This window comes from Curtobacterium phoenicis, assembly GCF_047238015.1.
Classification (GTDB): Bacteria; Actinomycetota; Actinomycetes; order Actinomycetales; family Microbacteriaceae; genus Curtobacterium.
Genome location: NZ_JBDFLZ010000002.1, coordinates 806,431 through 828,608, shown reverse-complemented (window position 1 = coordinate 828,608; position 22,178 = coordinate 806,431). Strand labels below are relative to the sequence as shown.

Here is a 22,178-nt window from a genome sequence, read left to right as displayed (position 1 = left end):
CGGCTTCCTGTGCCGGTGCTCAGCTCGGGCGGCGGGGCCGTCAGTCCGACGGCTGTGCCGACTGCGGGATCGGCAGGGCGATGGGGACGTCGGGGTCGTCCTGCCGGGCAGCGCGGATCATCGCGTTCGCCGTCGCGGCGAGTGGCACGGCGAAGAACCCGCCGGCGATGCCATCGACCGTCGTACCGGCGATCACGGCGAGCAGCACGGCGAGCGGGTGCACGGCGACGACGGACCCGGTGAGGAACGGATGCAGTACCTGTCCCTCGAGCTGCTGCACCAGGACGACCACACCCAGCATCACGAGCGCGATCACCCACCCCTTGAACAGCAGTGCGAGGAGGACCGCCACGGCCCCCGCGGCGAAGGCCCCGACCACCGGGATGAACGCCCCGACGAAGACGACGACGCCGATCGGGCCGGCGAGGGGCACGCCGAGGAAGAACGCGCCGAGGGCGATCCCGATCGCGTCCGTCGCCGCGATCACGACCTGCACGCGGATGAAGTGGGTGAGGGTCGTCCAGCCGGCCTCCCCCGCGACGCCGAGCCGGTGCTGCGCGCCCCGGGGGAAGAGCGACACGACCCACTCCCACATCCGCCGTCCGCCGGTCAGCGCGAAGATCACCGTGAAGGTGACGATGAAGAGGCCCTCGCCGAGGTGGACGAGCGTGGCGCCCGCGACGACGACCCCCTCCCGGAGTTCTGCGGAGTGCTGCGCAATGAAGTCGCGCGCGTCGGTCGAGAGTGTGTCGAGGTCGACGGCGGGCAGACCGAGCGGCGGGTGCCGGAGCAGGTCCTGCACGCTCCCGATGAGGGCGACGGTCCGCGACTCGAGACCGGGGAGCTGGTCGCTCACGCGCCAGACCACGAGGAACACCAGCAGTGCCGCACCGACGACGACCGACAGCAGAGCGGTGACGATCGCCAACCACTTCGGCACGCCGTGACGCTGCAGGAGGTTGCTGAGCGGGACGAGGAGGGCCGCGACGACGATGCCGATGAGCAGCGGGACGACGACGTTCGCGAGCGTCGCGGCGATCCACCCGGCGAGTCCGACGGCGGCGGCGATCACGAGGAGCCGGCCGGCGAACACCGCCCCGGTGCGGAGCGCGGAGGTCCGGGTGGACGGCTGAGCGGTCGGGGAGGGGATCACGGTGGACTCGTCTCGGTCGGGGTGTTGGTCGTCGGCCGCCATGTCCGTTGTCGGCGGTCCATCCAGGTGACGACGACGGTGTGCGGGGTGGTGAGGGCAGCGATGAGGGCGAGGTACACCCCGAGGTCGGCACGGTGCAGGACGGTAGCGAGCACCGCGAGCATCGCGACGGCGACGACGGTCACGGGCCAGGCCTGCCGGGCGAAGCGGAGGAACGGTGCCAGCAGTCGCCCTCGGTGGAGCTGCTCCGCTGACAGCGGGTCGGTCAGTTCGAGCCGGAGGATGTGCCGGACCGCGTGCCACAGCGTGAAGTAGAGGCCGACCGCGAGGACCGGCGGGACGACGGCGAACGTCAGGAGGAGCACCGCGTCCTCCCACGCCTGCCGGGCGAGCGGGACCCCGGCGCGGCGGAGCGCGACCAGGTGCGCGACGACGAGACCGAGGACGACGACCGCTCCGGCGACCCGCACCACCACCGGGACCGCGAGGACACCGTGCGCCGCGCCACCCACGGAGGTCGCCGTCCCCGTGACGACCCGGAGCGCATCGTCGGGCTGCGTGACGAACGGCACGACCATCGGCAGGGCGCCGCGGAGGCAGACCGTGAGCGCGGCTCCCCACCGCATCGGGACGCCGTCGCCGAGCAGGCGGTCGACGAAGAGGTCGCCCTGCCCCCAGTGGAACCAGGTGATCGCCACGAAGAGCACGAAGCCGACGAGCGGCGCAGCGGCCCACAGCGCCGCCGTCGCTGACCCGACGACGACGTAGAGCGCGACGACCACCAGGATCGACCGGACCGTGCCGGTCCCCGGCCGCAGGCGCGCGGGGACGAGGTGGTCGAGGGCGCCGTGCGGGAGTCCGAAGACGAGGATGCTGACGGCGAACGGGACCAGTTGCAGCAGCATCGGGACGTTCCCGCCGGAGGTCCGGACGGCCACGCAGGCGAGTGCCACGACCGCGAGCACCACGGTGACCGGAGCCAGGACGCGGTCGGCGACCCACGTCCGCAGCGCGGCCGGGGCGATGACCGGCCGCTGCGCCGGTCCGCTGCCTGCCGACCGCAGCACGGCGGTCACGATGACGTCCCCGACTGCGGACGTCGACCCGGGCGACGGCCCGGAGCGCCGAGGCGGGGCCGACGTTCGACGAGCATCACCACGAGCGCCGCGAGGAACGGGACCTTCGGCAGCGCGAACACGATCCGCAGGTCGTCGAGGACGCTGGACCGTTCGCTCAGGAAGCGGACGACCAGGGGGCCGGGCAGACCGAACAGGCGCCGGAACGCTTCCGGGGCCTCGGCTGCACGGTCGCGGAGGAACCGGAGGAACACCGCGTCGAGGAACGCGGTGCGCCGGCCGTCGCGGAACGCTGGGACGACCGTCCCGTCGACCAGGGCGCGCGCGACCGTGGCGCTGTGCCGGTTGCTCCTGGCGAAGCCGTAGCCGCTGCTCGGACGCGTCGTGCCGACGACGACGACGGTGGACACGGCTGTACGCGGAGCAACGGGTGCCGCGAGCGACGGAGCCGTCAGGCGCTCCGGCGGGGCGTCCGTCATCGGGATGCACCCGGACTCCTCCTCGACGACGGACCACGCTGCGCCGTCGAGCCCCCACCGGTCGCGGACGTACTCGGCGATCGCGGTCCGGTGGTCGAACGGGTCTGCCTCGTCCCGGGTGAACACCGTGCTCTCGACCAGGGCGGACGTCGTGCTGACGGGGAGCACGTAGACGAAGGCCACGCGTCCGTCCTGCCGCTGACCGACGAAGTCCATCAGCGTGACGGTACTCGGGTCGAACACCGCCGTACTGGTGGTGATCCACTGCCCGACGAAGCGCTGGTGGAGCAGGACCCGACCGGGCGCGACGTGTCCCGGGCACCGCGGGCCCCGCGCGTCGAGCACGGTTCCGGCTCGGACCGTCCCCGCAGCCGAACGGACGAGCACACCGGCGTCCGCGTCGACGGGTGTCACGGCGGACACCGGAGCACCCCGGACGATGCGGACGGGTCCGTCTGCTCCGAGCCGGGCCTCGGCCGCGGCCCGGCGGTCGGCAGCCCGGACGAGCACGTAGGGGTGCTCCGGATCCGTCCCCGTGCTCACACCGCGGTCGCTCCGGACCTCCCACCGGTCCCAGGCGGCCGAGCGGGCTTCCGGCAGCGGGTCGGTCCCGTCGTCCCAGGAACACCAGGACCGCGGGTCGTCGCCGCCCCGCCCCTCGAGGACGAGCACGTCCCGCTGCCCGGGCAGCGCCGCGAGCCGCACGGCGGTGGCGATCCCGGAGCAGCCACCCCCGACCACTGCGATGTCGACGGCCGCCGGGAGCGAGGGCCGGACCGGGACCGAGGCCGGAGCGCGGTGCACTCCGGCCTCGGTGGGGGTCGCGACCGTCGGGTCAGCGGCGACCACGCTCGTCGCCGATGACGGGGGCTGCGTGCTGCGAGTGGTGGTTGGTGACGGGCTTCGGGATCGTGCCGTCGGACAGCTTCTCCGACGAGATCCAGAGCGCCTCCGGGAGCGTGTCGACACCGGCGCGGACGTCCTCCGCCGACCGCAGCTTGGCGATCTTGTGGATCATGGCGCCGTAACCGACCTTCGCGACGATGTCGGCGACCGACAGGACGACCTGCATCCAGGTGATGACCGCTCCGCCGTGGCCCCAGCCCTGCAGGCCGAAGATGATCGGGTACGCCATCCACGTGACGATGAGCAGGATCCCGGCATTGCGCAGCGTGGTGGCGGCTTCGGTGCCCTTCAGGTCGCGTCCGCCCTTCACCACGACGTAGATCACCAGGACGTACAGGATCACCATGAAGACGCCGGAGATGATGCCCCAGAGCCAGAGCGCACCGGTGTCGGTACCGGAGTCGATCGCGACTCCGCCGATGAACCCGGTGCTGATCATCAGGAACGCGGCGGCGATGCCCACAGCGCGCAGGCGTCGGGCGGCCGCGCCGGCGAGGGTCGCGACGGCGATGAGCTCGATCACGAGCAGCGGGACGGTGACGGTCCAGTCGAAGTACCGAGGCGCCCACGACAGGATCGCGTTCGCGTTCGGGACCCACGAGTCGCCCTTGCGGTCGTAGCCGATGGCGAACTCCAGCACGAGGAGGACGTAGGACAGGAACGCGATGCCGGTGATGCACATGCCGGCGTACACACCGCTGCGGTAGCGGCCGGTCACTTCGTTCGTGGACACCCACGACTTCACGAAGAACGCGAAGAGCGCGAGTCCCGCGACGGACAGTGCGTAGACGATGATCGAGTGCTCCGCGAGCGTGAGCGTCGCGTTCCACGGAGCGAGCGCATCTGGCATGGGGTTTCCTTCCGCTGGACGAGCCGCGGCGTGCGACCCGACGAGAAACTTGCTCCTGGACAACAGTCAGTGCGTCCAGGCAGCGCTGCGAACGGGGTACAGGCCCCCGACGTAGCGTCTGGGATCGACGGAACGCGCCGCGAGGAACGGTCGTCTCACCCCTGGGGGTGGTCGCTGAGAGGAGTCGCATGGAACGCATCCGGGTCGCGCTGGTCAACGACTACGAACTCGTCCTCCGCGGACTGGCGGACATGCTGGCGCCCTTCGAGGACCGGATCGAGGTGGTCCAGCTCGACGCGGGCCACCGGGTCGACGTCCCGGTCGACGTCGCGCTCTACGACACCTTCGCGCAGCCCCGGCCGGACGACGAGGACGTGTCGCGCCTGGCGGCCAACCCCCGCATCCGCGCGGTCGCCGTGTTCACCTGGAAGATGGACCGTGACCTCATCGAGGCCGCGGTCCGCCGCGGTGCGACCGGGTACTTCCCGAAGAGCATGTCCGGCGACGAACTCGCGTCCGCGCTCGTCGCGGTGGCGGGCGGCGACCGCGTGATCGGCACGCCGCGGCGCCGCGTCCCGAGCGGACCCGGCGTCGACTGGCCGGGGCGATCGCACGGCATCTCCGATCGGCAGTCCGAGATCCTGGCGCTCATCACGCAGGGCAAGAGCAACCTCGAGATCGCGGAGCTGACCCACCTCAGCCCGAACACCGTGAAGACCCACATCCGCACGCTCTACAGCAAGATCGGTGCGGTGAACCGGGTCGACGCCGTCCTCTGGGGCACGAGCAACGGCTTCCGACCGGACCACCGGTCGGTGGAGGTCGGCACGTAGGCTGCGGTGCATGGCGGCCGAAGCTGAGCAGGACGTGCCGGGCGACGGACCGACCGAGGCGGACGCGCTCCTCGGGGCGTCGGTCGTGGGTCTCGGCCTGGTGATCCGCTCCCTCGCCCCCGCGCTGGAGCGGGTGACCCTGCAGCAGTACCGGATCCTGGTCCTGCTCGTGACCAACGGTCCCGTGCGTGCCGGCGACCTGGCGCAGGACCTCGGGCTGCTGCCGTCCGGCATCACGCGCATGGTGGGCCGGCTCGTACGTGACGGCTTCGTCGAGCGTCACCCCGTCGGCCGCGAGGTGGAGATCGCCGCGACCGCGTCGGCGGTCGAGCTCGTCACGGAGGTCTTCGACCGTCGGCGCGCGGCGTTCCGGGGGGTGTTGCGGACGATGACGGACGAGGAGCGCTCGGCCGTCCGGCAGGCGGCGGCCGCCTTCGCCGGCTCACGCGGGCCGGCGCCGTCCATCGACGCCCGGCTCCTCCTGGCGGTCGGGGCCGACCAACCGCGGGCCGATGAGGCGCACGGGAGGCGCGACGCACCTCGCCTGTCCGGCTGACGGGCCGCCCGTCGTCACGCGGAGTCGACGGCGGGTACGGTGATGCTGCCCGGTCACGGTGCGACGGCGCGCTTCACCTCGCGACGCCCCCGGCGATCGACCGGGAACGGACCAGGAGGACGCAGGATGGACGAGGTCGGCTCCGGATCGGCGCGCGCGGCACTCGTGGCGGCGCTCGACGTGGTGGGGGCGGCGCCGTCCGAGCGGTTCGAACGGATCGTCCGGGTCGCCCGCGAGGTCTTCGACGTCCCGCTGTCCTACGTCAACGTCCTCGACGACGACCTGCTGCACACGCTGACGCCGAACGTCCCGGACGAGATCGTGTCCGGACCGATCGGCTGGTCGTTCTGCCAGCTGACGGTCCGGCAGGTCGAACCGACGGTGATCTGCGACACGACCGCCGACCCGCGAACGGCCGGACTGCCCGGGGTGACGAACCGGGGCATCCGCTTCTACGCCGGCGTCCCGCTGACGATGCCCGGCGGCGTGCCCGTCGGGACGCTCTGCCTCATGGACACGCGGCCGCGGGACTTCTCGCTCGCCGACGAGGCGGCGCTGATCGACTTCGGGCGCTGGGCGGAACGCGCACTCGGGCAGGGCCTCCACCACGACCGTCTGCAGGACGTCGTGGCGGCTCTGACACCCGCTCCGCTCGGGGTCGGTGACCTGCACGTCTCCGCGATCTCGGTGCCGTACGGCGAGACGAGCGGCGACCTGCACGACTGGTGGACCGACGGGCAGCACCTCACCCTGACGCTCGCCGACGTGATGGGCAAGGAGCAACCCGCAGCGATCCTCGCCGCAGGGATCCGGGCGGCGCTCCGACAGCACCGCGACCGGGCACCCGGGGACGCCGTGCGGGCCGTCGAACCGGCGGTCGCGGAGGACCTCGTCGCCGCGAGCGCGTTCGCCACGCTGTTCCACGCCCGGGTCACCCTCGGCACGGGTGCGGTCGAGGCGGTCGACGCTGGACACGGACTCGTCGTGCACCTCGGCGCCGACGGCCGGCACCGGGTGCTCCGCTCGCACGACCTGCCGCTCGGCCTGCATCCGGTCGGCGCCGCACGGTCGGTCACGACCGTCACGCTGGCCCCCGGTGACGCACTGCTCGTCGCGAGCGACGGCGCACTCGACCTCGGCGACGGGACGATCGACACCCTGTCCGAGCTCGCTCGGACGTTCGAGCGCACGCGGGACCACCAGGCGTTCCTCGAGACGGTGCGGCTCCGCGCCGCCGAACGTGCCGAGGACGACGTGACCGTGGTGCTGCTGACCCGCGACGCCTGAGGACCACGACTCCAGCGCGCAGCGCGCTGCCGTCAGTCCGTGGCGTGCTGCACGATCCAGCTGTGCATCACGATCGCAGCGGCGGCCGATGCGTTGATGCTCCGGGTGGATCCGTACTGGGTGATCTCGAGGTGCGCGTCCGCCCCCTCCACGGCCTCGTCGGTCAGCCCGGGGCCCTCCTGCCCGAAGAGGAACACGCAGCGCTCCGGGATCGCCGTGGTCTCGATGCGCTCCGCGCCGTCGGTGTTGTCGATCGCGACGACCGGGCGCCCTTCGGCGCGCATGGCGTCGAGGAACGACGCGACGTCCGGGTGGTACCGGACGTGCTGGTAGCGGTCGGTGACCATCGCGCCGCGCTTGTTCCACCGGCGTCGCCCGATGACGTGCACGGTGCCGGCGAGGAACGCGTTGGCGCTCCGCACGATCGACCCGATGTTGAGGTCGTGCTGCCAGTTCTCGATCGCGACGTCGAATGCGTGGCGACGGGTGTCGAGGTCGGCGACGATCGCCGCCATCGACCAGTACCGGAAGCGGTCGACGACGTTGCGGCTGTCACCGTTCGCGAGGAGTTCCGGGTCGAGGCGCGGGTCGTCGGGCCACGGCTCCGGGTGTGGGCCGACGCCGTTGGTCGTGCGCTCGTGGGAGGGCTCGGGTGCGGCGTCGATCACGCCCTCCAGACTAGGACGCGCGCAGGCCCGCGACCCGCGCGTCGATGCCGGCGAGCAGCACGTCCACCCCGAGCGTGAAACGGTCCTCGTAGGAGTGCGTCCCGAGGATCTCCGCCACGAGCGCGTGCCGCTCCGGACGCCCGGCCTCGGACGATCCCCGGCCGACGAGGACACCGACGTGCCCGACGACGAAGTCGTAGACGACGAAGAACGCGTACATCGCCTCACGGTCGGACAACCCGGCGCGCTGCAGGGCACCCACGACGGTCCGGACGACGCCGTCCGACTCGGTCGAGGCCAGCGGGGCGTGCCGGCTGTGCGACTCGAGCACGAGCGGGTGCGTCGTCATCAGGTCACGGAAGGTGTACGCGAAGACCCGGACGACCTCGCGCCAGTCGGAGGGCCACACGAACGTGGACGCGAACTCGTCGACGGTGCGGCGGACGAGCTCGGCGTGCAGGTCCTCGAGCCCGCCGATCGTCCGGTGCACGGTCATCGGGGCCACGCCGAGCGCTGCGCCGAGGGCCCGGAACGAGAGCCGGTCGAGCCCCTCCTCGTTGGCGATCCGCGTCGCTGCGTCGATCACCTGCTCGCGCGAGAGCACGTTCGGGCGACCGCGTCGACGCCGCGGCGCCACCTCGCCCCCGACGTCCAGAGCCCCGGCGGCGGGGGCGGCAGAGGCACCAGCAGCGCCGGATCGAGGCGTTGCGGAGTGGGCGACGGGGTCGACGAGCACAGTGGGGTCTCCGTTTCCAGTACGTGTACCGAAAACCCTACGGCAAAGCCGAGCGGCGGTCGGTGACTCGACCATCCCGGGAACCGACGCCGACGCGCAAGGGCCGATCCGAGCCTCCCGGCCTGCTCTCAGCACGCGCCGGGCGCGACCGTGCGCGCGCACTACAGTGAGGCCATGGCAACCCGCGACGAGGTCGAGTGCTGGCTGACGGACATGGACGGCGTGCTCGTCCATGAGAACCAGGCCCTCCCGGGGGCCCCGGAGCTCATCCAGCAGTGGCTGGACGAGGGCACCGAGTTCCTCGTCCTGACCAACAACTCGATCTTCACGCCGCGCGACCTGAGCGCCCGGCTCCGCGGGTCCGGCCTGCACGTGCCCGAGGAGCGCATCTGGACGAGCGCGCTCGCGACCGCCGACTTCTGCCGGTCCCAGATGCCCGGCGGCTCCGCGTTCGTGATCGGCGAGGCCGGCATGACCACGGCACTGCACGAGGCCGGGTTCATCATGACCGAGACCGCCCCCGACTACGTGGTCGTCGGCGAGACCCGGAACTACTCGTTCGAGGCGATCACGAAGGCCGTGCGGCTCATCCGCGACGGCGCCCGCTTCATCGTCACGAACCCCGACGCGACGGGCCCGAGTGCGGAGGGCGTGCTGCCCGCGACCGGCGCCATCGCCGCGATGATCGAGAAGGCCACCGGCAAGCAGCCGTACGTCGTCGGCAAGCCGAACCCGATGATGTTCCGCTCCGCGATGAACCGCATCGGGGCGCACTCGGAGAACACCGGCATGATCGGCGACCGGATGGACACCGACGTCCAGGCCGGCATCGAGGCCGGGCTCCACACCGTGCTCGTGATGACCGGCATCAGTGACCAGGCCGAGATCGAGAAGTACCCGTTCCGCCCGAGCGAGGTCATCTCCGGCGTGCACGAGCTCGTGCGCACCGAGCCGTTCGAAGTCGAGATGTAGGCACGGCGTGCGCTGGGACCCGGACCGCTACGCCGCCTTCGCGGACGACCGCGCGCGGCCGTTCCACGACCTTGTCGCGCAGGTCGCGTGGCCCGCGGGTGACGGCCGGGAGGCACCTGGTCGCGTCGTCGACCTCGGTTGCGGCCCGGGGACCCTCACCGCCACCCTCGCGGAGCGCTGGCCCGGCGCGGAGGTGGTCGGCATCGACAGCTCCGCGGAGATGTTGGCCGCGGCGCCGTCCGACGTCCCCGGACTGTCCTTCGAGCTCGGCGCGATCGAGGACTGGACACCGAGCGCGTCCGACGACGTCGTCGTGACGAACGCCGCGCTCCAGTGGGTGCCGTCGCACGTCGACCTGCTCCCGCGCTGGTTCGCCGCGCTGCAGCGGGGTGCGTGGTTCGCGATGCAGGTGCCGGGCAACTTCGGCTCGCCGTCGCACGCGCTCATGCGGTCGGTCGCGGCCGAGGGTCCGTGGGCGTCCGCACTCGACGGCGTCCTGCGTGCTGACCCGGTGCTCGACCCGGCGGGGTACCTCGGCCTCATGCTCGACGCCGGCCTCGAGGCGCGGGCGTGGGAGACGACGTACGCGCAGCTCCTGTCCGGCGAGGACCCGGTGCTCGCGTGGGTCCGTGGCACGGGCCTCCGGCCGGCCGTCGCCGCCCTCGACGCAGCCGATCCGTCGGGCGGGCTGACGGCCGCGTTCACCGAGCGGTACGCCGCTGCCCTGCGCGCCGCGTACCCGGCCGGTCGACACGGCACGGTGTACCCGTTCCGTCGGGTGTTCGCGGTGGGCCGCAAGCGCTGAGGCGCCGCGCCCCCGCGCCCGCGCTCGCGCCCGCGCGCCCGCACGCCGCGCGGGCCCCGGTGTCGTCTGCGCCCGCACAACCAGAGTCACCCCGAACCGGTGCATCCCGCGGTTCGGGGTGACTTCGGTCGTGCGCCGGTCACGGCACCGTTCGCCGCGCGCGTGGCGCGCACGACGCGCCGGCTCCCCTCAGAACCCCCGGAGGCGCGGCTCGTCCCCGCGCGCCGCGTACGCCGCCATCGGTGGCACCCCGGCCCACCGTCGCCGCAGCCGCCGCGGGCGGTCGTCCCGCCACGCGACCATGCCGCCGGCGACGATCCCGAACGCGAGCAGCCCGAACGAGAACAGCCCGATCACCCCGGCGGTCACGAGCATCGAGCCGTCAGACGGGTCAGCCGTGGCCGAGTAGCCGATCGACCCGAAGTCCCAGAACGCGTGCAGCAGCACGGGCGCGAGCAGGCTCCCGGTCAGGCGCCGTGCGACGTACAGCGTCGAGCCGAACGACGCCGCGAACACGACCTGCAGCACCGTGGGTCCGACTCCGGCCCCGGCGAGGATGTTCAGCAGGTGCAGCAACCCGAACAGCACGCACGACACCGCCCACACGCCGAACTCGGGCAGGCGTCGACGCAGCCCGACGAGCAGGACGCCCCGGGTCATCAGCTCCTCGAACACGCCGACGAACAGCACCCCGACCGTGAGCAGCAGGAAGTACCGCACGGGCAGCGCATCCCAGTCGATCAGCGGCAGCCGCACCAGGCACACGAGCAGGACCCCGAGCGGCGCGATCATCGTCCACCGGAGCGGCGTCCGGGTCGGGTCGACGGTCGCGATCCGCCACCAGCCGAGCCCCGTGACCACGACGGCGAGCGCCGCGACCGCGATCGCCTCGGGGACGACGAGCGACCGGACGACGCTGTCGACCGTCTGCCCCAGGCTCGGGTAGTCGTCACTCGGACGGGCCCGCCAGGCGCTGACCGCAGCGAACGCGACGAGGGGTGCGACGCCGACCAGGAGCGAAGGAGGAACCGGCCAGCGCCGTCTGCGGGCCGGGGCTGCTGACGTCACCCTTGCGTTTGTACCATTGGCGTATGCGGCTTCCCTCCCTCAGCGCCATGGCCGAGGACTACGTGAAGCTCATCTGGAAGGCGAGCGAGCGCGGCGACGCGGGTCTGGCCACCCGGGACATCGCGGCTGCGCTGAAGGTCTCGGCGTCGACGGTGTCGGGCAACCTCCGGAAGCTCGACCGTGACGGCCTGATCGAGCACACCCCCTACTACGGCGTCGTCCTGACCCCGCTCGGCCAGCAGGTGGCGGTGGCGATGGTCCGTCGACACCGGCTGATCGAGACCTTCCTGGTGCGGCGACTCGGCTACGGCTGGGACGAGGTCCACACCGAGGCCGAGGCGCTCGAGCACGCGGTGTCGGAGACCTTCCTCGACCGCGTCGACGCCGACCTCGGGCATCCGACGCACGACCCGCACGGCGATCCGATCCCCCGCGCGGACGGCACCCTGCCGGAGTCCCCCGGCGCGCTCCTCGGCACGGTCACCCCGGGGACCTGCGGCACGGTCGACCGGGTGTCCGACGACGACCCCTCGCTCCTGCGCTACTTCGACGAGCTCGGGGTCGCGCTCGGGACGCACCTCCGGGTCGAGCAGGTGCGGGACTACGCGGGCGTCATCGCGGTCGCACGCCGGTCCGCCGACGGTTCGGAGTCCCTCGTCGACCTGCCCGCCGCGGCCGCGACCGCCATCTGGCTCGCCCCCGACGACGACTGAGCGGGCCCGGACCTGGTCGCAGGACCTGCCGATCAGGTCCGTCGTGGTCGCAGGGGGGCGTCGTTCCCACGTCCGTGACCCCGGCACCTCCTGCGACCGCGCGCCGCGCCCCGCGCGCCTTCCCACGGACGGGAGGCACGGCACCAGCCCGCCCCGCGCCTCCCGTCCGGCGGCAGCCTGGTCGCACGACCTGCCGCTCACGTCTGCCCCGGTCGCGGGACCCGTCGCCCGCACTGCCGTGACCCGACAGGTTCTGCGACCAACCGCCCAGCGCACCACGCACCACGCACCACGCGCCGCGCACCACGCGCCGCGTGCGGTGCACCGGGCACGTCGCGGTGCACGCCGCTCCGCGGACCGCCTCAGGCGCGCTCGACGGCCGCCTGCCGCCGGAACGGCGCCGCCACCGTCGGCGCGATCTCGCGCCGGTTGATCCAGAACACGACGACCGCCGCGACGAGGTGCACGATGCTGAGCACCCACCGCCCGCTCGTGTCCGTCACCACGAACTGCACCGCGAAGAGCGCCACGAGCGCGATCGCCGACCATCGGTGGAACCGCAGCGCGATGATGATCGCCACGCCGAGCACCGTCTGCGAGGCCGTGAGCATGAACTCCTCGACCTGCCGACCGTCGAGTGGCAGCCCGCCCGTGGTGCCGCCACCGAGCACGTGCGCGATCGGCAGCGATCCGACGAGCAGCGACCACTGGTTGACCTTCGAGGCGATGAGCGTCCCGATGGCCGCGCTGCCCATCCCCCGCAGGGCGAAGAGCGCGGCGACGATGAACTCCGGCGCCTCGGTCGCGAGCGGCGCGAGCCACTGCACGAGGAAGTAGCTGTCGATGCCGAGCGCGCTGCCGGAGTCGACGAGCGCCTCGGCGAAGGGCTCCGCGGACGACAGGATCACCGCGGCCGCGACGACGAACAGCGCGACGATCGTCCAGCGCCGGGCACGGGTCGGCATGGAGGCGATGTTCCCCGCCATGCCGACCATCTCCTCGTCCTCGTCGTCACGGTCGGCGACCTTGGACGCGCGCCAGAGGTACGCGACGAACGCCGCCAGGAGCACGAAGCCGAACCACAGCGGGATCGAGCCGAAGAGCGGGATGAGGAACGCCACGATCGCCAGGAGTGCGAGGAACCCGATGTCCAGCCGCGACGACTGTTCGAGCTGCAGCACCCGTGTGGCCGACGCGGGCAGCGAGCCGGCGCGCACGTACCGCCGGGCGACGAGGAGCGAGATGACCACGACGAGCGGCCAGCCGAATCCGAGCAACAGCCGGTTCGACCCGGTCATGTTCGCGGCGGCGAACTGCTCGAACGCAGGGTCGGAGCCGGAGCGGAACGCGTAGAACAGGTCCACGGCGTACTCGGGCAGCACGGCGATGAGCGCGAGGATCGCGATGGCCAGGGCACCGGCGATGTCCTTCTGCGCGGCCTCGGCGGCCCACGCGAGCAGGAACGAGGCGGCGACGACCGCGCCACCGAAGACGAGCAGGTCCGCCACGGGGTTCGGGGCGAAGCCGGCCAGCCGGAACACGACGGCGGGCAGGGCGAGCACGACGCAGATCGCGATGCGGCCCCAGGCGCTGCGGCCCATTCGTGCGGCGTGCATGGTCGGCGTCGACGCGGTGCGCGGCGTCGGGTTCGACAGGGTGTCGGTCATGGTGTCTCCAGGTCGGAGCCACGGCGGAGCACCTCGGGAGGACCTCGGCCACGGCGGAACGGCCGAAGGTCTCGCTCGCCCGGGCCGGACGGCCGCGGGTGGTGCACCGGACCGATCGTCGTGATGGTCAGTGTGTCGATGCACGCGCTGGGAGCTACTCCCCTTCGACGTCCACCCTGGCCGGTGTCGGCGCGGACACGCAAGCCGATCCGCTGGTTTCGAGACGCCGAATCCCCGGGTTCCATCACCCGCCCTGCGCTGGCGCGGACGGCCTGGAGGCGCGTGGCGGCGCCGCCACGCGCCTCCAGGCCGTCCGTCGCTCGCCCCAGCCGGAAGCGCGCCGGCGCCGCTGTCGTCAGCCCGAGGCGCGCTTGCTGCGTCCCAGCGCCATCTCGCGCCGCGCGCGCTCCAGCGCGAGCGACGACGCGGCATCCGGGTCCTGGAGCAGCCGCTCGGTCTCGGCGGCGTGCTCGCGGACCGCGTCACCACGGCGCGCCGAGGCGTCGGCGAGGACCGGCGTGACGACGTCCTCGCCGAGGGACACCAGGGCACGGCTGAGAGCCAGACGCCGGTCGCGGTCACCCTCGCCGAGCTCGAGGGCGAGGCGACGTGCCAGGGCAGGACGCTCCTCGTCCGGCACCAGCACGGCGGCGGCGCGCCAGGCCGTCCGCCGGACGCCGGGGTCGTCGTCGCCGATCCGGTCGGCGACCTCGGGGTACACGGAGCCGTCGCGGATCTTCGAGAGGGTGTGCAGCGCCTGCGACCGCGCCTGGGCCTCAGGTCGGTCGAGTTCGGCCACGAGCCGCGGCACGACGAGGTCGGCGGGCAGTCGGACGAGCGACCACGTCAGGGCCTCCCGGACCTGCAGGTCCGGGTCGACCGCGCACTGCTCGAGGAGGACGTCGAGGTCCTGCGGGTCCGCCGCGGTGCCGGCCGCCATCACGGCGCGCAGGCGCACGGAGGAGCGGGGGTCGGTGAGGTGGTCGGTCAGCGTGGGCATCCCCTCATGCAACACTGCGAAGCCTCTGGTCGGGCGACAGGGAGCCGGGCATAGCGTGGGAGGGTCGCGGCCGTCGTCGTCGCCGTGGCGCTCCGACCACGAAAGGACCACCATGCCCCGCATCGGTACCAGCGACCTCACCGTGTTCCCCCTCGCCCTCGGCGGCAACGTGTTCGGCTGGACGGCCGACGAGCAGACCTCCCACCGGGTCCTCGACGCGTACGCGGGCGCCGGCGGGGACTTCGTGGACTCGGCCGACGTGTACTCCGCGTGGGCGCCGGGCAACAGCGGCGGCGAGTCCGAGCGGGTCATCGGTTCGTGGCTCCGTGCCTCGGGGAAGCGCGACGACGTCGTCATCGCGACCAAGGTGTCGCAGCACCCGGAGTTCCAGGGCCTCTCGGCGTCGAACGTCGCTGCGGCCGCCCGGGCCAGCCTCGAGCGGCTCGGCACCGACCGGATCGACCTGTACTACGCGCACTTCGACGACGAGTCGACCCCGCTCGAGGAGACCGTGCGGGCGTTCGACCAACTCGTGCGCGAGGGCCTCGTCCGGTACACCGCGATCTCGAACTACTCGCGGGAGCGCGCCGAGGAGTGGATCCGCATCGCGTCGGAGAACGACCTCGCGAAGCCGGTCGCCATCCAGCCGCACTACAACCTCGTGACGCGGGAGCCGTACGAGTCGGAGATCGCGCCGCTCGCCGCCGCTGAGCACCTCGGGGTCGTGCCGTACTTCGCCCTCGCCGCCGGGTTCCTCACCGGGAAGTACCGCTCGAAGGAGGACTTCGCGGGGGCGGACCGCGAGGGGCAGGTGTCGGGCTACTTCACCGACGAGGGGCTCGCGGTGGTGGACGCCCTCGACACGATCGCCAGCGGGCACGGCGTGGAGATCGCGACCGTGGCCCTGGCGTGGCTCCAGGCGCAGCCCGACGTCGTCGCGCCGATCGCCAGCGCCCGGAACACCGACCAGCTGCCGGCGCTGCTGGCATCGGCGGAGCTCGAGCTCAGCGCCGAGGAACTGCGGACCCTGTCGGACGCGTCGGCAAAGGTGTCTGCCGCGCGCTGACCGCGGGCCGAGCTGCCGCGGCCCGCGGGTGCGACGGAGCACGCGTCGATCGACACGTTCTCCGTCGCTCCCGCGACGCACCGCCGCAGTGTCTGCCGCCTCGACCTACGCCGTCGGCGCGAGCGACCCCGTGAGCTCCTGCCCGGACGACCGTGTGACGAAGCACGAGATGAACCGGTCGCCCTGCTGCCACGTGGACTCGTCCGGAGCGTAGGCCCCCTGGACCTGCACGTCGCCGACCGAAGCCGCGGCCGCGGTGTCCAACGCCGCCGAGGTCTGGCACTGCTCCGCAGCCTGCGCCGAGAGCGCGTCCGCCCCGGGGTACGCGTCCGCCTGCACGGGCAGCCGCGCGGTGAGCTGCGCAGCGTGCGGCGTGCTGCAGTCGACGACCGTGAAGGTCTGCGCCCACGCGTTCGTGAACGGCGACAGGCACTCCCCGCCCGCGAGGTCCGTCCACTCGTGCTCGCCCGGGGCCGCCGGCGTGGTCGCGAACTGGAGCGCCGTCGCGGGCGTCTGCGCCTGCTCGGCCTCGGCGGAGGGGGTCGACGACGGCGCCGCGGACTGCGCTGCCGCCGTCGGCGACGCCGTGGGCGGCACCAGGTGGTCGGCGACCGTGTTGCCCATGATCCACTTCGCGAACAGGAACACGAGCACGAGCAGCACGACGATGAGCACGACCGCGCCACCGATGAGGAGCTGCTTGCCGCGCGTCCCCTCGCCCTGCAACTTGGCGAACTGCTGGTTGATGATGCCCTGCTGCGACGGCGGCGGGGTCTCCGGTGCGCGGGCCGCTGGAGCGGCGGACGGGGAGGACCGGACCGCCGGCATCATCGCCGTGCCGGTGTCGTGTGGGTCGTAGCCGGTCGTGCCGAGCTGGTCGACGGCGGCGGTTCCGAAGAGGTCCTTGATCGCGCTCGTGTCGCTCGTCTCGCGGTCGGTCCACTCGGACTGGTCGATGTCCTCCGGTCGCAGCGGGCCGGCCGCGGGGCCGGCCGTCGCGGCGGGCCCGGAGTCCGGACGGGGGTCAGGGTCGGACAGGAGTCCGTCGAAGTCCTGCCCGACCGCGGGCGGGAGGTGCGCCGGGTACGACTCGGGGGCTGGCTCGACCAGCGGCGGGGCGGCGGTCGGCGGCACCGCGTCGTCGGGCTCGGCCCACCACGGGGTCGCGGTCGCGGAGCGCGGCGGCTCGAAGGCGACGGTGGGGGTCTCCTCGGCGTCGTCGGAGAGCGACCACCTGGTCGGGGCGGACGCAGCCGGCTCGGCCGCAGACGCGGGCCCGCCGGGTGCGGACTCGGCGGACGCGGCCGGCTCGGCCGGCGCGGACTCGGGCTCGGCGGGCGCGGACTCGGGTTCGGCGGGCGCGGACGTGCGCTCCGGCTCGGCAGGGGTCGACGGCCGTGACGGTTCGACCGGGAGGCCCGTGGCCGCGTCCGGTACGGACAGTCGCGTCGTCGGGACGTCCGGCTCGGCTCCCGTCGGCGCAGCGGCGGCCCCACCGGCAGCGGCCGCTCCAGCAGCGCCGAGCGCGGCAGCGGCGGAGCCGCCGGGGCCCGCGGCGGGGACCTCCCCCGTGACGACCTCGTCCTCGGCCTCGGCCTCGTCCGCGAGGCTCCACGACCCCGTGGCGAGCGCGCCGGTGTCGAACGCGGCCGTGCCGAACGCGGTCGTGTCGTACGCATCGGAGGTCAGCGCCGTGGGGACCTCACCCGTCTCGTCGTCGCGCACGGCCCAGTCGAAGGGTCGGTCCGGCCCGGGAGCCCCGTCGTCGGGCGACGACTGCACCCGCAGCAGGTCGGTGAAGCTCGGCGGCTCGTCGGCAGACGGCAGGGCGTCCTCGACACCGAGCGGCTGCCGTGCCATCGGCTCCCCGACCGTCACCGCTCCGGTCCCGGTGCCGGTCGCACGGCCGAGCCAGTCGACGTCGTCCCGGCCGGCCCCCGTGGGGTCGGTGCGGCGGCGTTCCTCGTCGAGCGCCCGGGCCTCGGCAGCGCGCGCGTCCCGGTTCGTCTGCGCGGTCGGGAGCTGGATCGAGCTCGGGTGGGCGTGCTGCGACGGCGCCCGGAGTTCCTCGGGCATCGAGATCGCCTGCGTGGCGTCGGCGTCGGCGTCGTCCGCGGCCTCGTCGCGCGCGGCTTCCTCGTCGCGGACGGCACCTCCGGCCGGAGCCGACTCCGCATCGGCGGGGTGGTCCTCCTCCGTCGGTGCCGTGAACGGCTCCGGGAGCGGCGCACCGGTCTCCTGCGCGGCCTTGATCGCCTCACGACGCTCCCGTCGGGACGGCCACTCCTCCGCCGAGCGGGGAGCGCCGAAGATGTCCGCGGCACTGCGGAGACCGTGGAACGGAGCGTCCGCGTCCGACGCGCGCCGTGCCTCCAGGCCGTCGGTCCCGTCTCCGGTGCCGGCGGTGTCCTCGGGGCGCTGCGCGTCGTCCGGACGCTCCCCGGTCACGCGGACAACCCCAGGTCGGCCAGCCCGATGGCGGCGTAGTAGGGGTAGCCGGCGGCCTCGATCTTCTCCTTGGCGCCGGTGTCACGATCGACCACGACGGCGACCGCGGCGATGATCGCGCCCTCACGCTCGAGCGCCTCGGCCGCCTTGAGCGGCGAGCCGCCGGTGGTCGAGGTGTCCTCGAGCACGATGACCCGCTTGCCGCGGACGTCGGGACCCTCGACCTGCCGGCCGCGACCGTGGTCCTTCGGCTCCTTGCGGACGACGAACGCGTCGTACGCGAGGCCGCGGGCGGCCGCCTGGTGCAGCACGGCGCTCGCGATCGGGTCAGCCCCCATGGTGAGACCGCCGACGGCGGCGACGTCCGGGACCTCGGCGATGAGGTCGGTCATCACCTGCCCGATCAGGGGTGCCACACGGTGGTCGAGGCTGACCTTGCGCAGGTCGATGTAGTACGACGCCTGCTTGCCGCTGGTCAGGGTGAAGTCGCCGTGGAACACGGCATCGGCCGTGATGTGGTCGATCAGCTGGGCGCGCACGTCAGTCACAGCGCACCAGAGTAGCCGGTCGGGGTGGTCGGGCGCTGCTGTCCACCTGGGCGGCGCACGCCGAGGCGCGCTCGGTACGCTCCGGAGCATGCCCCGCTCCGCACCGCCGCCAGCAGTCGAGGCGGGACGTGCGGCCCCCGCGGGCAGGTGGGCCGCGATCGGCCGGGAGGCACTGGGTGCCCTGGTCGCGCTCGCCCTGTCCGTCATCGCGTTGCGCCACGTCGTCGCCACCCCGCGGGTCGCCCTGCTCTGGTACGACGGCGACTCGGTGCTGCTCCCGCTGGTCCGGCGCTCGCTCGACGCCGGACAGCCGTTCGAGTGGGCCATGTCCCCCGCGCTGTTCTTCTTCCCGGAGCTCCCGGTCTACCTGCTCTGCTCGGTGGTGACGGCGACCCCGCAGCAGGCACTCGCACTCAACGGTGTGCTCGTGTTCCTCGCGGTCTACGCGCTGCTCCGCGCGGCGGCGAACGAACTCATGCCCTCGGCCGGGCGGGCGGCCCGGATCGCGGTGTCGGGGCTGGCGCTCGCGTTCGTCACGGCACTCGTCCTGACCGAGTCGACCGCGACGGCGACCTCGCTCGAACTCGCGTCGCTGCTCCTCACGACCACCTACTACTACGGCGCCGTGCTGGCGATGCTCGGGACCGCCGTGCTCGTGCTCCGAACCGTGCGGACCGGACGGGCGTCGGTGCCGGTCCTCGTCATGCTCGGTCTCGTCGCGGCGCTGACGACCGCGTCGAACCCGCTGTTCGTGCCGTGGTCGGCGGGCCCAGTCGTGGTGACCCTCGCGCTGCTCGCCCTGGCCCGACGGGTGCCGTGGCGTCCGGCCGCCCTGGTCGGCGGCGTGCTGGTCGTCGGCTCCGTGGTCGGCTACCTCGCACGGATCCCGCTCCGGCCGTTCGTGTCGCTCGACCCGTCCACCTACGTGCACCCCGCGCAGGCGTTCGACACCCTGGCGTTCTTCGCGCAGCTCACCGACGACCGTGCGGCTTCCGCGGCGGGCGACGCCGGGCTGCTGCTGCTCTTCGTCGGGGTGCTCCTCGCGGTGGGCGGAACGGTGTGGGCCTGGCGGGTGCGGACCTCGCGCACGGTGCTCGTCGCCACCGTGCTGCCGCTCGTGACGGTGGTCGCCGTGTCCGTCGGGGTCGTCGTCGCCGGTTCGGAGACCCCGCGGTACCTCGAGCCCATCGTGACGGCGCCGCTCCTGGCGTTCGTCGCGGTCGCCGAACTCACCCGCACCGCCGTCCGCGCGACCCGCGTCCACCGACCGTCGCGCGCGGTGCGCACCGTGCTCGCGATCGGCGCGGCAGCCGTGCTCGTGGCGGGGGTGGCGACCGTCCCGGGGACCGTCCGGAGCGTGGCCGACGCGCGCTACCCGGCCGCCGGTTGCCTCGACCGCTGGGCCGGGGGCCGCGACGTCACCGGGGTCGGACAGTTCTGGACGGTGCGGCCGCTCGCGACGTACGCGGCGCCGAACGTCGAACTCCTGCAGGTTCGGGACACGTTCGACACCTACCCGTGGTTGGTCGACCTCGGTGCCTACCGCGGCGCGCGGCCGACCTTCGTGGTCATCGGCTCGGGCGACGTGTGGACCCGCGCGGTGGAGGACTCGCTCGGCGCACCGGCGTCGATCACGCACTGCGCGGGGTTCGACGTGTACGACTACGCGGGGACCGCCGGCGCGGCCGTCCTCCGCGAACGGGTCGTTCGGAGCGCGGAGCAGACCCTGCGCGACCGCGGCTTCTGAGCCCCGCTGTGTCCAGCAGGTTCTCTCCACAGCGGCGCGCCCACGGCCCGGTCTGCCTGTACGGATGTATAGGCTTCCTCCTGTGACTCGTGCCACCAGCCACCGGCCTCGCCGCCCGGCCCTCCCGCTCCGCCTCGCCGTGACGGCTCTGGCACTGGCGGGGCTCGTCGGTTCGGTCGTGCTGGACGCGCCGGGGGCCCAGGCGAAGACGTACCCGTCGTGGGACGACGTCCTCGCCGCCCGGGGCAAGGAGTCCGACAAGCAGGCGCAGATCACCGAGATCCGCGGCATCATCGACGGCCTGTCCGACGACCTCGAGGAAGCCCAGGCCGAGGCCCAGCGCCTCGGTGACGCGTTCCAGAAGGCGCAGTCCGCGGCGCAGCGGCAGGCCGAGACGGAACAGAAGCTCCGAGCCGAGGCCGACGAACACGCCGAGACCGCCGAGCAGAGCGCGGCACAGGCCGGGCAGCTCGCGGCGCAGATGGCACGATCCGGCGGCGCGGACGTCACCGCCTCCGTGGTCGGGAGCAGCGAGGATGCCTCCGACCTCCTCTACAACCTCGGTGCCCTGAGCAAGCTGTCCGAGCAGGCCGAACGCGTCGAGGCCGCTGCCTCCGCGGACGCCTCGGTCGCGCGGTCCCTCACGGCGCAGGCCGACCGCGCGGCGAAGAAGCTCGACGAACTCGCGGACGAGGCGAAGGAGCGGATGGACGCAGCGCAGGCCGCGTCCGACGAGGTCCAGGCAGCGTACGAGGAGCAGCAGTCGAACAAGGCGCGGCTCGACGCGCAGCTCGCGACGCTCACCTCGGGTCGCGTCCGCTCCGAGAAGGAGTTCGCGAAGGGCGAGGCGATCCGCAAGGCGGCGGAGGAGAAGGCAGCACGTGAAGCGGCCGCCCGTGCCGCTGCTGCCGCGGCCGCCGCTGCCGCCGCGGCGAACAGTGGCGGCTCGTCCGCTGGCGGCTCCGGCGCGTCCGCGGGGTCGAGCGGCGGGTCCTCGGGCGGCTCGGCCGGCTCCGGCTCGGGCACCGGCTGGGTCCGGCCGGCCAGCGGCGGCATCACGAGCCCGTACGGCTACCGCGTCCACCCGATCCACGGCGGCGTCATCTTCCACGAGGGGGTCGACCTCGGCAGCCCCTGCTCGTCGGCCATCGTCGCGGCCGCTGCCGGGACGGTCGAGTACGTCGGCTGGTACGGCGGCTACGGCAACTACGTGCGCATCTCCCATGCTGGCGGGATCACGACCGCCTACGGCCACATCGTGAACGGCGGGTTCCGGGTGTCGCCCGGGCAGCGTGTCTCGGCCGGGCAGCTCATCGCGCTCGTGGGCTCCACCGGGAACTCGACCGGGTGCCACGCACACGTCGAGGTCCACACGGGCGGCACCACGACCGACCCCGTGCCCTTCCTCCGCGCTCGCGGCGTCGGCATCTAGCCCGACGGGTCCGCTGCGACGCGCTCGCACAACTCGAGACACCTCGAACCGCGCGCATCCGCGGTTCGAGATGCCTCCGGTCGAGCGCGCGCCGGCAACCCGCGCCGGCACTCCGCGCCGGTACCCACGCCGACGCCGGCACCCACGCGAGCACCGGCAACCGCGCCG

Annotated in this window: 20 protein-coding genes; 9 read left to right on the top strand and 11 right to left on the bottom strand. The window is 73.3% G+C overall.

Annotated elements, in window-relative coordinates:
* Positions 1–40 precede the first annotated feature (40 nt).
* From ABC270_RS04195 to ABC270_RS04180, 4 genes are read right to left on the bottom strand one after another with little or no spacing between them, the layout of a single operon-like run.
* Positions 41–1,153 (bottom strand): AI-2E family transporter, encoded by a 1,113-nt coding sequence (locus ABC270_RS04195; RefSeq protein WP_412879651.1) that lies wholly within the window; start codon positions 1,151–1,153, stop codon positions 41–43.
* Positions 1,150–2,229, bottom strand: coding sequence for a Brp/Blh family beta-carotene 15,15'-dioxygenase (locus tag ABC270_RS04190; protein WP_412879650.1), 1,080 nt, complete (start codon positions 2,227–2,229; stop codon positions 1,150–1,152). The genes ABC270_RS04195 and ABC270_RS04190 overlap by 4 nt, the downstream gene beginning before the upstream one ends.
* Positions 2,226–3,557: a lycopene cyclase family protein gene (locus ABC270_RS04185; protein ID WP_412879649.1), complete on the bottom strand. Its 1,332-nt coding sequence runs from the start codon at positions 3,555–3,557 to the stop codon at positions 2,226–2,228. Before ABC270_RS04185 ends, ABC270_RS04190 begins: the two co-directional genes overlap by 4 nt.
* Positions 3,544–4,464, bottom strand: coding sequence for a bacteriorhodopsin (locus ABC270_RS04180; protein ID WP_412879648.1), 921 nt, complete (start codon positions 4,462–4,464; stop codon positions 3,544–3,546). Before ABC270_RS04180 ends, ABC270_RS04185 begins: the two co-directional genes overlap by 14 nt.
* Before the next feature lie 188 nt (positions 4,465–4,652).
* Between ABC270_RS04180 and ABC270_RS04175 the strand changes: the two genes are divergently transcribed.
* The 3 genes from ABC270_RS04175 (at position 4,653) to ABC270_RS04165 (ending at position 7,140) form a co-directional block, all read left to right on the top strand.
* On the top strand, positions 4,653–5,297 hold the full coding sequence (locus ABC270_RS04175; protein ID WP_412879647.1) for a response regulator transcription factor: 645 nt from the start codon (positions 4,653–4,655) through the stop codon (positions 5,295–5,297).
* A 10-nt stretch (positions 5,298–5,307) separates the two neighbouring features.
* Positions 5,308–5,853: a MarR family winged helix-turn-helix transcriptional regulator gene (locus ABC270_RS04170; RefSeq protein ID WP_412879646.1), complete on the top strand. Its 546-nt coding sequence runs from the start codon at positions 5,308–5,310 to the stop codon at positions 5,851–5,853.
* Between the two features lie 126 nt (positions 5,854–5,979).
* Positions 5,980–7,140, top strand: coding sequence for a PP2C family protein-serine/threonine phosphatase (locus tag ABC270_RS04165; RefSeq protein WP_412879645.1), 1,161 nt, complete (start codon positions 5,980–5,982; stop codon positions 7,138–7,140).
* A gap of 32 nt (positions 7,141–7,172) precedes the next feature.
* Here ABC270_RS04165 and ABC270_RS04160 read toward each other — a convergent pair whose 3' ends face one another.
* On the bottom strand, positions 7,173–7,805 hold the full coding sequence (locus ABC270_RS04160) for a TrmH family RNA methyltransferase (protein WP_412882032.1): 633 nt from the start codon (positions 7,803–7,805) through the stop codon (positions 7,173–7,175).
* A gap of 13 nt (positions 7,806–7,818) precedes the next feature.
* Positions 7,819–8,394: a TetR/AcrR family transcriptional regulator gene (locus tag ABC270_RS04155; protein WP_412879644.1), complete on the bottom strand. Its 576-nt coding sequence runs from the start codon at positions 8,392–8,394 to the stop codon at positions 7,819–7,821.
* Between the two features lie 324 nt (positions 8,395–8,718).
* On the opposite strand from ABC270_RS04155, the gene ABC270_RS04150 reads away from it, so the two are divergent.
* A complete protein-coding gene (locus ABC270_RS04150; protein ID WP_058725198.1) occupies positions 8,719–9,516 on the top strand; it encodes an HAD-IIA family hydrolase in 798 nt (265 codons plus the stop codon).
* A gap of 7 nt (positions 9,517–9,523) precedes the next feature.
* Entirely contained in the window at positions 9,524–10,321 is a 798-nt protein-coding gene (locus ABC270_RS04145; RefSeq protein WP_412879643.1) for a methyltransferase domain-containing protein, read from the top strand.
* 189 nt (positions 10,322–10,510) lie between these two features.
* Here the strand turns inward: ABC270_RS04145 and ABC270_RS04140 are convergent, their stop codons facing one another.
* On the bottom strand, positions 10,511–11,389 hold the full coding sequence (locus tag ABC270_RS04140; RefSeq protein WP_412879642.1) for a CPBP family intramembrane glutamic endopeptidase: 879 nt from the start codon (positions 11,387–11,389) through the stop codon (positions 10,511–10,513).
* Positions 11,390–11,412: 23 nt separating this feature from the next.
* Between ABC270_RS04140 and ABC270_RS04135 the strand changes: the two genes are divergently transcribed.
* The gene (locus ABC270_RS04135) at positions 11,413–12,102 is read left to right on the top strand and encodes a metal-dependent transcriptional regulator (RefSeq protein ID WP_412879641.1); all 690 of its coding nucleotides are present in this window, start codon (positions 11,413–11,415) and stop codon (positions 12,100–12,102) included.
* 362 nt (positions 12,103–12,464) lie between these two features.
* On the opposite strand, the gene ABC270_RS04130 is transcribed toward ABC270_RS04135, so the two are convergent.
* Together ABC270_RS04130 and ABC270_RS04125 are read right to left on the bottom strand one after the other, a co-directional pair.
* On the bottom strand, positions 12,465–13,769 hold the full coding sequence (locus ABC270_RS04130; protein WP_412879640.1) for a sodium:proton exchanger: 1,305 nt from the start codon (positions 13,767–13,769) through the stop codon (positions 12,465–12,467).
* A gap of 355 nt (positions 13,770–14,124) precedes the next feature.
* On the bottom strand, positions 14,125–14,769 hold the full coding sequence (locus ABC270_RS04125; protein WP_412879639.1) for a HEAT repeat domain-containing protein: 645 nt from the start codon (positions 14,767–14,769) through the stop codon (positions 14,125–14,127).
* A 112-nt stretch (positions 14,770–14,881) separates the two neighbouring features.
* Between ABC270_RS04125 and ABC270_RS04120 the strand changes: the two genes are divergently transcribed.
* On the top strand, positions 14,882–15,835 hold the full coding sequence (locus ABC270_RS04120; protein WP_412879638.1) for an aldo/keto reductase: 954 nt from the start codon (positions 14,882–14,884) through the stop codon (positions 15,833–15,835).
* Positions 15,836–15,940: 105 nt separating this feature from the next.
* Here the strand turns inward: ABC270_RS04120 and ABC270_RS04115 are convergent, their stop codons facing one another.
* Together ABC270_RS04115 and pyrE are read right to left on the bottom strand one after the other, a co-directional pair.
* Complete coding sequence (locus ABC270_RS04115; RefSeq protein ID WP_412879637.1) at positions 15,941–18,283, bottom strand: septum formation family protein; 2,343 nt, start codon at positions 18,281–18,283, stop codon at positions 15,941–15,943.
* Positions 18,280–18,831: an orotate phosphoribosyltransferase gene (gene pyrE, locus ABC270_RS04110; RefSeq protein ID WP_412879636.1), complete on the bottom strand. Its 552-nt coding sequence runs from the start codon at positions 18,829–18,831 to the stop codon at positions 18,280–18,282. Before pyrE ends, ABC270_RS04115 begins: the two co-directional genes overlap by 4 nt.
* Before the next feature lie 88 nt (positions 18,832–18,919).
* Here pyrE and ABC270_RS04105 point away from each other — a divergent pair, with 88 nt between their 5' ends.
* Entirely contained in the window at positions 18,920–20,578 is a 1,659-nt protein-coding gene (locus tag ABC270_RS04105) for a hypothetical protein (protein ID WP_412879635.1), read from the top strand.
* 82 nt (positions 20,579–20,660) lie between these two features.
* Positions 20,661–22,010: a peptidoglycan DD-metalloendopeptidase family protein gene (locus ABC270_RS04100; RefSeq protein ID WP_412879634.1), complete on the top strand. Its 1,350-nt coding sequence runs from the start codon at positions 20,661–20,663 to the stop codon at positions 22,008–22,010.
* Positions 22,011–22,178 lie beyond the last annotated feature (168 nt).